This window comes from Frigoribacterium sp. R86507 (genome assembly GCF_044597695.1).
In the GTDB taxonomy this organism is placed as follows: domain Bacteria; phylum Actinomycetota; class Actinomycetes; order Actinomycetales; family Microbacteriaceae; genus Frigoribacterium.
This window is the reverse complement of sequence record NZ_CP139002.1, coordinates 3,010,659-3,023,815: the sequence shown is the minus strand read 5'-3', so window position 1 is coordinate 3,023,815 and position 13,157 is coordinate 3,010,659. Positions and strand designations below refer to the sequence as shown.

Sequence of the window (13,157 nt, the reverse complement as noted above, 5' to 3'; positions counted from 1 at the left end):
CGATGCGCGCAGTCTGCTCTCAGCACCGTATCGTAAGCGGCATGGCTGTAGCGCTCGTCACCGGGGGCACGTCCGGCATCGGAGCCGAATTCGCCCGCCAACTCTCCGTGCGCGGCTGGGACATCGTCCTGGTCGCGCGTGACCTCACCCGACTCGACGAGACGGCGACCGCTCTGCGCGCGCTCGGCCGTGACGTCGAGGTGCTCGCGGCCGATCTCGGCGACCGTCGAGACGTCGACCGGGTGGCCGAACGGCTGGCCGATCCGACCCGCCCCGTCGACCTGCTGGTGAACAATGCCGGTTTCGGCATGCACACCCCGCTGACCTCCACCGACGTCGCCGCGCACGACCTCGCGTTCGAGGTCATGTGCCGGGCCGTGCTCGTCCTCTCGGGTGCCGCCGCCCGGTCCATGCGTGAGCGCGGCCGCGGCCGCATCGTCAACGTGTCGAGCACCGCGGGCCTGATGGCCATGGGCAGCTACTCCGCGATCAAGGCGTGGGTGACGTCGTACAGCGAGGGCCTCTCGGTCGAGCTCAAGGGCACCGGGGTGGGCGTCACGGCCCTGCTGCCGGGCTGGGTGCGGACGGAGTTCCATCAGCGGGCCGGCATAAAGTCGTCGTCCATACCCAACGCCCTGTGGCTCAGCACCGAACAACTCGTCGTCGCGTGCCTGCGCGACGTCGACAAAGGCAAGGTGATCTCCATGCCCACGCTTCGGTACAAGGTGCTGATGGGATTGGTCCGGCACGCTCCGAAGGGCGCCGTCCGCGCCGCGTCGGCTGCCATCTCGTCGAGCCGCCGCAAGCCGGTGGAGCAGTGAGCGCGAAGAACGACGGGGAGCGACGCCGCGAGCACGCCCGCCTCGACGCCGTGGCCCAGCGGGTCGACGACGTCCGCGCCGACGTCGCCCACCGTGCCGGTGACGTCGCGCAGCGCGCCGGCGGTGTGGCCAGCGACGTCCGCGACCGCTTCAGCTCGCGGCGGCACGCGATGGCCCGCTACGTCGCGCAGCGCATGCTGCTCAAGCCGACCATCTGGTCGATCACCGACGTGACGGTCATCGACCGCGACCGGGTCGAGGGGCTCACCGGCGGCTTCATCGTCGTCGCCAACCACTCGAGCCACCTGGACGCCCCGCTCATCCTCGGCGCCCTGCCCCGCAAGCTGGCGCGGTACCTCGCCACCGGCGCCGCGGCCGACTACTTCTTCGACGTGCCCTGGCGCCGTCAGCTGACCGAACTGTTCTTCAACGCGTTCCCGGTGCAGCGGGGCTCGGGGACGCCGGCCTCCGCGGTCGACGCGACCCGCGCCTCCTCGTCCGGTGCGTCGGCGGGGTCGACGCCGCAGAGCTCCGCCCGTCGGCGGGCCGCGGCGAAGGCGGCCGCCCGGGGGCGCCAGGGGCAGCCCACCGTCAGCGCTCGGTCGTTGCTCCAGCGCGGCTACCCCGTGCTGGTGTTCCCCGAGGGCACGCGCTCGAAGGACGGCACGGTCGCCGCGTTCAAGCCCGGTGCCGCCGCGCTCGCGTCCGCCTGCGGCGTGCCGGTCGTCCCCCTCGCCCTGATCGGAGCGAACATCGCCCAGCCCCGAGGGCGCAGCTGGCCCCGGCCCGGCCGACTTCCCGTCGGCGTCGCGTTCGGCGACCCGATGCGGCCCCACGACGGCGAGTCCGTCACCGACTTCTCGACGCGCGTGCGCACCGAGATCCTGCGTCTGAAGGACGCCAACACCGCCCGCATCCTGGGCTCGTCAGACCCGCTCGAAGGAGAACGCCCGTGACCGACGTCCAACAGAAGAAGAGCTCCGCCGTCGACGGCGTCAAGCACATGAAGTGGTGGGGCTGGGGCGTCGAGGGCGTCGCGTTCCACCACGACGACAAGCCCGCCTTCGCCCCCTTCGTCAAGAAGATCGTGGGCGTCGAGCTGTCCCAGGGGCACGACACCGGCCTCTCGTTCGACGACCTCGACGTGCCCGCCTCCCGGGCCGGCACCGAGGTGCTCGACTCGCTCGTCCAGATCGTGGGCGACGGCCAGGTCGTCACCGACGACCACGACCGGGTCGTCCACACCTACGGCAAGAGCATCCGCGACCTCATCCGCATCCGTGCGGGGCGTCTCGACCGCGTGCCCGACGTCGTGGTCTACCCCGCCGACGAGGACGAGATCCAGCAGATCGTCGACTTGGCCGTCGCCAGCGACGTCGTGCTCATCCCGTTCGGCGGCGGCAGCAACATCGTGGGCAGCCTCGAGCCCCTGCCCGCAGAAGAGCGCACGGTCGTCTCGCTCGACATGGGCCGTCTCGACAAGGTGCTCGACATCGACGAGGACGGTGGGCTGGCGCGCATCCAGGCCGGTGGCCAGGGCCCCGACCTCGAAGAGCAGCTGAACGCCCGCGGCTGGACCCTCGGGCACTTCCCGGACAGCTTCACCCACTCGACCATGGGCGGCTGGGTCGCCACCCGCTCGTCGGGCATGCAGAGCGACAAGTACGGCGACATCGCCGACATCACGAAGGGCCTGCGGGTCGTGCGCCCCGGTGGCGTGCTCTCGATCCGCGCTGTGCCGAGCGCGTCGACCGGTCCGTCGCTGCGCGAGATGATCATCGGCAGCGAGGGGCGTCTCGGCGTCATCACCGAGGTCACCGCCCAGGTGCACCGCCTGCCCGAGAAGCGCGAGATCCTCGCCTACCTGTTCCCGTCGTGGCACGACGGCCTCGCCGCCATGCAGGCCATCGCCGAGAGCGACGCGCACCCGTCGGTCACCCGCGTCAGCGACGCACACGAGACGGCGTTCTCGTTCGCCACCTCGAAGCCGGGCAAGGGCATCTCGCAGAAGGTCACCGACCTGCTGCCGACGATCCTGAAGGCCAAGGGCTGGGACGTCGACGCCATGTGCCTGTCGTTCATCGGCTACGAGGGCAGCCCCGAGCACGTCGCCCACACCCAGAAGGCCGTCGCCAAGATCGTCAAGGCGAACAAGGGCATGAGCGTCGGCAAGGGGCCGGGCAAGCTTTACGACCAGAAGAAGTTCGACACGCCCTACCTGCGCGACTTCTTCATGGACCACGGAGGCGCGGCGGACGTCTCCGAGACCGCCGCCCCCTGGTCGAAGCTGCGCCTCGTCTCGTCGCGCGTCTACGCCGCGGCGAACCAGGCGTTCGACAGCATCGGCAAGCAGGGCTGGATCATGGGCCACCTGTCGCACTCGTACCACTCGGGGGCGTGCCTGTACTTCACCTTCGCGTTCGAGCACGGTGACGACGCCGAGGCCGAGTACGACGTGGTCAAGCACGCCATCCAGCAGGCGTTCATCGACACCGGGGCGACCGTCTCGCACCACCACGGCGTCGGGCTCGAGCACCAGCCGTGGCTCGCGCAGGACGTCTCGCCCGAGGGCGTGGCCGTCATGCAGGGGCTGTTCGACTCGGCCGACCCGGGACGCGTGTTCAACCCCGGGAAGGTGACGGGCGCGTAGTCCCGCGCTGCGCCTCCCGCGCTGCCGCGCCTCCCGCGCCGGCCCACCCCGCCACGAAGTAAACAACCCGCCACGCAAACGTGTGGCGGGTTGTTTACTTCGTGGCGGGGTGATGCACGAGGCGGTGTCGGCGACACCTCGGGCACAGACGTCGGACGGCGTGATGCCTCCACAGGCCACGGGCGCTCACGAGCGGGCCAACAATCGGTGCGTGACGCTCGGGGCATGTCGTCGGAACCGCTGCCCGCCATCACGTTCGTGTCGACCCATGGCACCCACAGTCGCGAGGCCGAAGCGCTCAGGCGGGACGCCCGGCGGGGTCTTGCCGTCCGGGTGCATCCCGGGGCCTACGTGACCAGCGAGGACTGGACCCAGCTGTCGGCGCGCGACCGTCAGCTCGTCAGGGTCCGTGCCGTCCTGGCGGGGATGCCTCCGGGCACCGTCGTGTCGCACGAGTCGGCCGTGGCAGTCCTCGGGCTGCCCTCCGTCCGAGGTGCGGGGACGCGGGTCCACGTCCTGGACCCGCGTCGGGATCGGGTGCGGACGAGCGAGCGCGTGGTCCGACATCCGGGCCCGACGAACGCTGAGGACGTCGTCGAGGTCGAGGGCGTGCTGACCACGTCCGAGACGCGCACGACCGTCGACATCGCCCGTGGCCGTCCGTTCGCCGACGGTGTGCTGTGCGCCGATGCGGTTCTCCGTCGAGCGGCTGAGCGGGCCGGATGCTTCGGGTGGCGAGGATCGAGCACCCGGGACACGTACGAGGAGCACCGTGCCCGGGTCGAACTCGCTGCGGCCGCCGTCCGTGACGAGCTCTCGTCGCGCCTGGACTCGGCGGCCGGGGTGCGTGGGCTCGAGGCCGGTCGGCGAGTGACGTCGTTCGCCTCGCCCTGGGCCGAGAACGGTGGTGAGTCGTTGTGCCGTGTCGCGCTGCTCGAGATCGGAGCCCCGGCTCCGTCGCTGCAGGTCGAGTTCCACGATGCGCAGGGCCTGGCCGGCAGATGCGACTTCGTGTTCGGCAGCTCGGTGCTCGAGTTCGACGGCAAGGTCAAATACGACCACGCGGCGGTGCGAGGCGGTCTGGCTCCGTCAGCGGTGGTGAAGGCGGAGAAGGCACGAGAGAGGCGGCTGACCCGCACGGGCGAGGTCGTTCGCATCGGCCGATGCGACGCCGACGACGTCCGGGAGCGCGCACCACTCGCGCAGATCATGCGAGACCTCGGTGTGTCGTTGCGGCGTCGGTCATGACGTGCGGTGCGCGGCGCCAGGCGGGGCGGGGCATGGCTGCGCCGGGTCGGGCCAGGGCGGGCCGGGGGGAAGGAAGCACGCCGCCACGAAGTAAACAGAACGCCATCGGATTGTGTGGCGGGATGTTTACATCGTGGCGGGCTGGCGGGCTGGCGGGCTGGCGGGCTGGGACGCACAGGTCGCTCGAGGACGCACAGGGGGACGGCGCAGGGCGGCTGCCTAAGATGAGCATCGATCCGTCCGCAGAGACCCGTTCACGGAAGAGACCCGCGCATGCCCGGAATCCACGCCGACATCACTTCGGCCTTCGGCAACACCCCGCTCGTCAAGCTCAACTCGCTGCCCGCCGAGGGCGGGGCCGAGGTGCTGGCCAAGCTCGAGTTCTACAACCCGGGTGCCAGCGTGAAGGACCGCCTCGGCGTCGCCATCGTCGACGCGGCCGAGGCGTCCGGCGACCTCAAGCCCGGCGGCACGATCGTCGAGGGCTCGAGCGGCAACACCGGCATCTCGCTGGCCCTGGTCGGCGCCGCCCGCGGCTACCAGGTGATCGTCACGATGCCCGAGACGATGAGCGTCGAACGACGCACCGTCATGAAGGCCTACGGCGCGAAGATCGTGCTGACCCCCGGCCCCGAGGGCATGAAGGGCGCCGTCGAGCGGGCGAAGCAGATCGCCGCCGAGACCGAGAACGCGATCTGGGCGCAGCAGTTCGAGACCCGGGCCAACGCCGAGATCCACCGGCGCACGACCGCACCCGAGATCCTGCGCGACACCGACGGGAAGATCGACTTCTTCGTCGCGGGCGTCGGCACGGGCGGCACGATCACGGGCGTCGGCCAGGTGCTGCACGAGAAGGTCCCCGGCGTGAAGGTCGTCGCCGTCGAGCCCGCCGACTCGCCCTTGCTGAGCGAGGGCAAGGCCGGGCCGCACAAGATCCAGGGCATCGGGGCGAACTTCGTGCCCGAGGTGCTCGACCGCTCGCAGATCGACGAGGTGTTCCCCGTGCAGCTCGACGACGCCCTGCGCGTCGCGCGCGACCTGGCCACGAGAGAGGGCATCCTCTCGGGCATCTCGTCCGGCGCCATCGTCCACGCCGCACTCGAGATCGCGAAGCGGCCCGAGAACGCCGGCAAGCGCATCGTCGCGATCGTCTGCGACACCGGAGAGCGCTACCTGTCGACCGTGCTGTTCCAGGACCTCGCGGACGCCTAGGGTGCAGCTGGTCGCCCGCCTCCGCGAAGACCTCGACACCGTCCGGAGGCGCGACCCGGCTGCCCGAGGACGCGTCGAGACCGCTCTGGTCTACTCGGGCCTGCACGCGGTGTGGGCGCACCGCGTGACCTCGCGACTGTGGCGTGCGGGGCCGGCACCGCGCCTCCTCGGCTCACGGTTCGTCGCCCGTCTGCTCTCGCAGGTGGCCCGGACGCTGACCGGCGTCGAGATCCACCCCGGGGCGCGCCTCGGGGCCCGCCTGTTCATCGACCACGGCATGGGCGTCGTGATCGGCGAGACGGCGGTGGTCGGTGACGACTGCACGATCTTCCACGGCGTGACCCTCGGCGGCAAGGGACGAGGAGGCGCGCTCGGCCGCCGACACCCCACCGTCGGTGACGGCGTGATGATCGGTGCCGGGGCCGCCGTGCTCGGCGGCGTCACCGTGGGCAGCGGCAGCGTCGTCGGGGCCAACGCCGTCGTGACGAAGGACGTCCCGCCCGGGTCCGTCGCGGTGGGCGTGCCCGCGATCGCCCGGCCGCGCGCCGAGGCCTGAGCCTGCCCCGACCGGGCCCTGCGCGGCGAGCCCGCCTCAGCGTCGAGCCCGCCTCAACGGCGAGTCCGGCTCAGTGGCGAGGCTCCCAGCGGAACAGTCGCATCCCCGCGACGACGGCCAGCGCGGCCCAGACCAGCGTGGGGGCGAGCAGCACCGGGACGACCGACAGGTCGCCGCCGTTCCAGGCGAGCACGGCGAGCTCCATGAGTCCGCCTCCGGGCAGCAGCCGCTTCAGCCAGAGCAGGTCGTCGGCACCGGTGAGCGTCCACCAGATGGCGACGCCGAGCGTGACCATGAAGATCGGCATGGTCGTGTACTGCGCGTGCTCGGGTGAGGTGCTGAAGCCGGCCGTCGCGAACGCGAATCCGGCGAACATGACCTCGGCGATGATCACGGCGGCGATCACCAACGCCGGGTTCACCGGTGGTTCGCGCACGGCGAGGACCCCGAGCACGATCACGAGCTGCGCGAGGCTGACCGCCATGGCGGGCAGCACGAGTCCGCCGATGATGCCGGCGTCGCCCACCGAGCCGCTGCGCAGTCGCTTCAGGTAGAGCGACTGTCGACGGGCCGCGAGCGTCGTCGTCGCGGTGATGTAGACGCCGAGGCCGACCATGCCCACGATCTGCACGCCCGCGAGCATGCCGCCCGTGCCGTAGACGTCGAACAGGAACGTGCCGGCTCCGAACGCCAAGGGCAACAGCAGGGCCGAGAGCGCGACGGTGCGGTTGCGCACGAGCATGCGCAACTCGGCGACGCCGATGGCGACCGGACCCGACCGCTTCGAGCCGGAGGGAGAGGTACCCACGGGCCCGGTCGGACCCGTCGAGGCGGGGGAGGCGGTGACGGCGGAAGTCATGAGGAGTCCTTTCGGGGACGGCGGATCGAGGGGTTCAGGAGGCGCGGCTGAGGTCACGGAACACGTCGTCGAGTCCCGACTCGTGCACGGTGAAGCGGGCCAGGGTGTGGTCGGCGTCGGCCGCCCAGCGCAGCAGCGTCGCGACGTCCCGCTGGGCGTCGTCGGTCTCGACGACCACGAGATCGTTCTCGGTGCGGGTGATCGGCAACGGCAGGTCGTCGATCGCCGCGGGGGCGACGAACCGGATGCTCGTCGTGCTCCCGGCCGTCAGGTCGGCGACCGTGCCCTCGCGGCGGATCGTGCCCGCGTGCATCAGGCCGATGCGGTCGGCGTTCTCGGCGGCCTCTTCGAGGTAGTGGGTCGTCAGGACGAAGGTGACCCCCGCCTCCCGCAGTCCGGTGACGACGGCCCAGAGGGCGTCGCGGGCAGCCGGGTCGAGGCCGGTCGTCGGCTCGTCGAGGAAGACCAGCTCGGGGGTGCCCCAGACGGCGGCGGCGAAGTCGACGCGGCGGCGCTCGCCGCCCGACAGCTGGGCGACACGGGCGCGGGCCTTGTGGTCGATGCCGACCAGGCCGAGCACCCGGTCGACGTCGTCGTCGCGCCCCGAGACGGCCCCCGACAGCAGGACGCTCTCGCGGACGGTCAGTTCAGGGGCGAGGCCGGAGTCCTGCAGCATCATGCCGATGCGGGGGCGCGTGCGGCGACGGTCGGTCGGGTCGCTCCCCAGCACCTGGACGGTGCCGCTGGTGGCCTCACGATGACCTTCGAGCACCTCGAGGGTCGTGGTCTTGCCGGCTCCGTTGGTGCCGAGCAGTGCGTACAGCTCACCTCGACGCACCGTGAGGTCGACGCCGTCGACCGCGGTGAACGAACCGTACGAGCAGGTGAGGCCCCGCGTCGAGATCACGGTGTCGGCCTCCTCCGCCGGATCGCGGGTGACGGCCGGTCGGGGCGTGGTGTCGGTGGAGTTCGTCATGGCATCGACGATCTCGCGTTCGGCGCAGCCGTCGTAGTGCCACCGCGCCACCAGTTCCGTGTGACATCGGTCACGTGCAGGCGTGACATCGGGCAGGCCCGTCCGCGTGGGCACTCCGTTAGCGTGGGTCCATGCCCCGCCGTACGCTGCCCGCTCGCACCGCGAGCCTCGTCACGGGCTCCCGACTGCCACCTCTGGCGCGCATGCGGCGATACGTGACCTGGTCGTTCGTCGGGTTGGCCGCGTTCTACACGGTGGTCTTCGGCACGATCCTGGTCGTCGAGGGGGCCTCGCCCACGCTCGTGGCCGCCGTCGGCGCCGTGGGTGCGCTGGTCACCGCTCAGTCGTTCTTCTGGGAGCGCCGAGGCCCGTGGTGGCTGACCGTCTCCACCCTGTTCACGTCGTATGGTCTCTGGCTGACGGTGCTCCTGGGCGGGCAGAACTTCGTGGTGCTGTTCTTCTTCGGCATCACGCTCGGCTACGTCACCACGACCGCGCCGCTCGCCGCGCCGCGCTGGCTCGTCGCCGGCCTCGTGCTCGCCCTGGTGCCGGTGGTGCTCACCTCGGCCGACGATCCGCCCGTGCTGGTGGCTCAGATCGTGGCCGTCGTGCTCGCCGTGCTCGCGATGTACGGCGTCTGTCGCCTGAACCGGTACGCCTTCGACCTGTACCTCGAGATCGACCTCGCCCGCGAGACGCAGTCCGAGCTCGCCGTGATGCGCGAGCGGTACCGCTTTTCGGTGGATCTCCACGACATCCAGGGGCAGGCCCTGCACGTCAGTCGCCTGCAGCTGCAGCTGGCCGACAAGACGCTCGACCGCGACCCCGCCGCCGCGCGCCAGCACCTCCGCGAGGCCGAGCAGTTGATCGCGCAGACCATCGCCGAGACCCGCCGTCTGGCCTACGGCGAACGCACCCTCACGCTCGCCGGCGAACTGGCCAACTCGACCGAGCTCATCCGCGCTGCGGGCATCGAGCTCGAGGTCACGGGCGTCCCTCCCGTCGGACACCCGGCCGACGACCTGTTCGGTCACGTCGTGCGCGAGGCCACCACGAACCTGCTGCGTCACGCCCAGGCCGAACGCGTCACCATCGTGCTCGGCCCCGAGTCGGTCCAGGTGGTCAACGACGGCGCGGCCGAACCGATGCGAGGGCTCAGCGGCCTGGCCCGCCTCGGCGAACGGTTCGGCGCGGTCGGCGGCACGGTGACCACCCGGCTCGCCGGCGGGGATTTCCGGGTCGAGGCCCGTGCGGCAGCCGCCGAGGCGGCTCGACCGACGGCGACAGCGACGGCGACGGCGACGACGCGGTCGGGCGCGGCACGGGAGACGTCGACCGGTCGGTCGCGCGCGTGATCCGGGTGCTTCTCGCCGACGACGAGACCCTGCTGCGTCGGTCGATCGCCGCCCTGCTCGACCTGAGCGACACGGTCGAGGTCGTCGCCCAGGCGGCCGACGGCACCGATGCCGTGGCGCTCGCCGCCCTCCACCAGCCCGACGTGGTGCTGCTCGACCTCGAGATGCCCGGCATGGACGGCATCGACGCGGCGATCGCGATCCTGGGTGAACGACCCGACCAGGCGGTCGTCCTGCTCACCCGTCACGGTCGTCCGGGCGTGCTCCGGCGGGCCCTCCGAGCCGGGGTGCGGGGATTCCTGCCGAAGTCGGTGGATCCCGACGAACTCGAGAGGGTGATCGTGCAGGTGCACGGCGGCCGTCGCTACATCGACGCCGACATCTCGGCGTCGGCGATGATGGACGACTGCCCGCTGACCGAGCGCGAGCTCGACACGTTGCGCCTGACGACCGACGGGTTCTCGGTTCGCGAGATCAGCGCCCGGCTGCACCTCGCATCCGGCACGGTCCGCAACTACCTGTCGTCGGCCATGCAGAAGACCGGCAGCTCGTCCCGGCACACCGCCGCCCGGGTCGCGCGCGAGCGCGGCTGGCTCTGACACTCGGTGCCGGGTGCGGCCCCCGGGTCAGGCGTTCGTGAGCTCGCGGTCGCGCGCGACGGACGAGGAGGCGCGGCGCGGCTCGCGAGGTTCGAATCGCCCCTTGAGCTTCAGGGCGGGCTTCTCCACGAAGTGGTGCGAGAGCACCGACGTGCCGATCGCTGCCGCGAGCACGAGGACGACGCCGAGGGCACCCTGGACGTACGGCTCGACGAGCGCGATGAAGACGACGTGCCAGAGGTACAGCGGGTACGAGATGGCACGTCCGAACCAGGCGACCGGGGCCAGGGACAGCACCCAGGCGACCGGCGACGACGCCGTGACGAGCCCGCCGATCAACAGCATCGAGGCGAGGCCCACCGCGGGCAGGGCGACCGCGAAGGTCAGGACGTTCTGCTGCCAGCCCGATCCGATGACGAACAACGAGCCCACGACTCCGGCGAGCCCGAGCCAGGTGGCCAGCGCACCCCAGCGGCCGGCCAGGGCGGCCCGCACGCGGTCGGACCGCAGGACGATCGCCAGCACGCAGCCCATCAACAGGGGGGCCACGTTGAGGACGGGACTGAAGTAGATGTCGGGGGTCGCGCTGCCCGAGGGGCGGTCGTACAGGAACCAGGTCGCGACGGCCGAGGCGACGACGACGACCGAGAGTCCGGCGACCAGGGCCTTCCGCCTGACCGCGACGGCGAGCAGCAGCACGAGCACCGGCGGCCAGACGAGGTAGAACTGCTCTTCCATCGACAGGCTCCACATCGGCGCGAAGACGCCCTGCGAGGTGTCGAAGAAGGCCCGGGCGATGTTGCCCGAGTAGGTCAGGGCGATCACGGCGGCCCCGACGGGGCCGAGCGTCGAGCCCTGGTAGTCTCCGACGAGCCACCACAGGGAGACGCCGACCACGACGACGGCGAGCAACGTCGGGTAGAGCCGCAGCAGGCGACGGACCCAGAACCGGCCGAGCCGGATGCGTCCCGTCGAGGCGTGTTCGCGCAGCAGCAGGGTGGTGATCAGGTAGCCCGACAACACGAAGAAGACGTTGACGCCCACGAACCCGCTGCCGAAACCCGGCACGTGCAGGTGGTACAGCACGACGAGGGCGATGGCCAGGGTGCGCAGGCCGTCGAGCGGCAGGACCCGGTCTCGACGGGTGGTCGAGACGGGGCGGACGGTCGGCTCTGTGGTCGGCAGGGCTGCGGGCATCGTTGCAGTGTGCCTCACGTTTCTTGGTGCCGCCCGAACGAGGAGGCCGGGTTCGCATCCCGGCCCCACCCGCTCGTGGTCAGCTCCCCGACGGCGTCATCCGCGCTGCTGCGGGACGCGACGCGGCAGGGCGAACACCAGCACGAACGAGGCCAGGGCGAAGATCGCGCTGACGAGCATGGCGTGGGCGGCCGCGTCGGTGAACCCGGTGGCGACGTCGGCGGGCGTGCGGCCCGAGATGGTCAGCGTCCCGAAGAGCACGCTGCCGATGATGGCGATGCCGACGGCCGAGCCGATGCGCTGGATGGCCGAGATGACGGCGCTGGCCGAGCCGGCGTCCTGCCGGTCGACCGTCGCCACGATGAACTGCACGTTGGGCGCGATGAAGAAGCCGTTGCCGAGGCCGGCGAGCAGCAACGGCACCAAGAGCATCCAGTTGGTCAGGTCGGAGGCGTCGACCGTGACGAGCACGAGCCACATCCAGGTGAGGCCGACGGTGACGAGCGCCGTGCCGAGGATCAACACGCCGCGCCCGAGTCGGGCGGCGATGCGGTTGCTCTGCGACGAGCTGATGATGCTGCCGACCGCGAACGGGATCGCCACGGCGCCCGAGGCCAGCGCGCTGTGACCCAGTCCGGACTGCCAGAGCAGCGAGATCGTGAAGAAGATGCTGGTAAAGGCCGCGAAGTAGACGAGCGCGAGCACGACGCCCCCGGTGAACGACGGGTGGGCGAAGAGCTTCGGCGGGACGAGGGGGGTCTTGCCGCGCTTCGTGTAGACGACCTCCCACAGGCCGAACAGGGCGAGCAGCACGACGCCGGCGGCGATGGTCAGGTAGGTCCAGAGCGGCCAGCCCTCGTCCTGCCCCTGGATCAGCGGCACGAGCAGGGCGACGAAGGCGCCCGAGACCAGCACGAGGCCGATCCAGTCGAGTCCGCGGTCGGGGCGGGGCACCGATTCGTCGCGCTTGGGCAGCAGCACCGCGGCGGCGATCAGGGTGATGATGCCGAACGGCAGGTTGACGTAGAAGACGAGACGCCAGCCGTTCTCGTCGCCGAACGCCTGGATGATGAGGCCGCCGATGATCGGGCCCAGCGCGGACGAGACGCCGATGACGGCGCCCATGATGGCGAAGGCCTTGCCGCGCGAGCGACCGGGGAACAGCAACTGGATGAACGCCGTCACGGCGGGCACGAAGATGCCGCCGGCCAGACCCTGCACGACGCGGAACACGACGAGCTGGGTGTCGTCCTGGGCGAGGCCACAGGCGAGGGACGCGAGCGTGAAGAGCAGCACGCCCGTGAAGTAGACCCACTTGTGCCCGATGCGGTCGCCGATGCGTCCGGCGGGGATCAGAGCCAGGCCGAAGGCGAGGGCGTACCCCGAGATGATCCACGACAGGGTCGACTCCGAGGCGTCGAGCGTCGTGCGGATCGTCGGCAGGGCGACGTTGACGATCGTCGTGTCGAGCAGGGCGATGAACATGCCGAGCAGCAGGGCGACGAGGGCGTACCAGGCGTGACGCGGCACGCCGGCGGGTTGGCCGGGGCCGGCCCCGGGCGAGGACGCCGAGGAGGCGCGGGTCGAGGGAGCGGCGGAGGCGTCGGTCATGGGGGAGCCTTTCGGGCAGCGGCACGGGCCGTGAGGCGAGGCGAGGGGCGTGGGGCGGCACGAGGCCGGAGCG

At 71.3% G+C, this 13,157-nt stretch carries 12 protein-coding genes; 8 read left to right on the top strand and 4 right to left on the bottom strand.

Features of this window, described 5'->3' with window-relative positions; genetic code table 11:
• Positions 1–41: 41 nt before the first annotated feature.
• From SJY14_RS14285 to epsC, 6 genes are all read left to right on the top strand, one after another.
• Complete coding sequence (locus SJY14_RS14285; RefSeq protein WP_396599219.1) at positions 42–821, top strand: SDR family NAD(P)-dependent oxidoreductase; 780 nt, start codon at positions 42–44, stop codon at positions 819–821.
• The gene (locus SJY14_RS14280) at positions 818–1,777 is read left to right on the top strand and encodes a lysophospholipid acyltransferase family protein (protein WP_396599218.1); all 960 of its coding nucleotides are present in this window, start codon (positions 818–820) and stop codon (positions 1,775–1,777) included. The genes SJY14_RS14285 and SJY14_RS14280 overlap by 4 nt, the downstream gene beginning before the upstream one ends.
• Positions 1,774–3,471, top strand: coding sequence for an FAD-binding oxidoreductase (locus SJY14_RS14275; RefSeq protein WP_369825287.1), 1,698 nt, complete (start codon positions 1,774–1,776; stop codon positions 3,469–3,471). Before SJY14_RS14280 ends, SJY14_RS14275 begins: the two co-directional genes overlap by 4 nt.
• A 225-nt stretch (positions 3,472–3,696) precedes the next feature.
• Positions 3,697–4,719 (top strand): hypothetical protein, encoded by a 1,023-nt coding sequence (locus SJY14_RS14270; RefSeq protein WP_071254981.1) that lies wholly within the window; start codon positions 3,697–3,699, stop codon positions 4,717–4,719.
• A gap of 273 nt (positions 4,720–4,992) precedes the next feature.
• Positions 4,993–5,931 (top strand): cysteine synthase A, encoded by a 939-nt coding sequence (cysK, locus tag SJY14_RS14265; RefSeq protein WP_071254983.1) that lies wholly within the window; start codon positions 4,993–4,995, stop codon positions 5,929–5,931.
• Between the two features lies 1 nt (position 5,932).
• Entirely contained in the window at positions 5,933–6,487 is a 555-nt protein-coding gene (epsC, locus tag SJY14_RS14260) for a serine O-acetyltransferase EpsC (protein WP_071254984.1), read from the top strand.
• Positions 6,488–6,557: 70 nt separating this feature from the next.
• Here the strand turns inward: epsC and SJY14_RS14255 are convergent, their stop codons facing one another.
• On the bottom strand, positions 6,558–7,346 hold the full coding sequence (locus SJY14_RS14255) for an ABC transporter permease (RefSeq protein ID WP_218141825.1): 789 nt from the start codon (positions 7,344–7,346) through the stop codon (positions 6,558–6,560).
• Positions 7,347–7,380: 34 nt separating this feature from the next.
• Complete coding sequence (locus SJY14_RS14250; protein WP_396599217.1) at positions 7,381–8,322, bottom strand: ABC transporter ATP-binding protein; 942 nt, start codon at positions 8,320–8,322, stop codon at positions 7,381–7,383.
• A 131-nt stretch (positions 8,323–8,453) separates the two neighbouring features.
• Here SJY14_RS14250 and SJY14_RS14245 point away from each other — a divergent pair, with 131 nt between their 5' ends.
• Positions 8,454–9,677: a sensor histidine kinase gene (locus SJY14_RS14245; RefSeq protein WP_396599216.1), complete on the top strand. Its 1,224-nt coding sequence runs from the start codon at positions 8,454–8,456 to the stop codon at positions 9,675–9,677.
• Entirely contained in the window at positions 9,674–10,276 is a 603-nt protein-coding gene (locus tag SJY14_RS14240) for a response regulator (RefSeq protein WP_396599215.1), read from the top strand. The genes SJY14_RS14245 and SJY14_RS14240 overlap by 4 nt, the downstream gene beginning before the upstream one ends.
• A 27-nt stretch (positions 10,277–10,303) precedes the next feature.
• On the opposite strand, the gene SJY14_RS14235 is transcribed toward SJY14_RS14240, so the two are convergent.
• Positions 10,304–11,473: an acyltransferase family protein gene (locus SJY14_RS14235; RefSeq protein WP_396599214.1), complete on the bottom strand. Its 1,170-nt coding sequence runs from the start codon at positions 11,471–11,473 to the stop codon at positions 10,304–10,306.
• A 96-nt stretch (positions 11,474–11,569) separates the two neighbouring features.
• Positions 11,570–13,084 carry an MFS transporter gene (locus SJY14_RS14230; protein WP_396599213.1) on the bottom strand — a complete coding sequence of 505 codons (1,515 nt, stop codon included), beginning with the start codon at positions 13,082–13,084 and terminating at the stop codon, positions 11,570–11,572.
• Between the last annotated feature and the right edge of the window lie 73 nt (positions 13,085–13,157).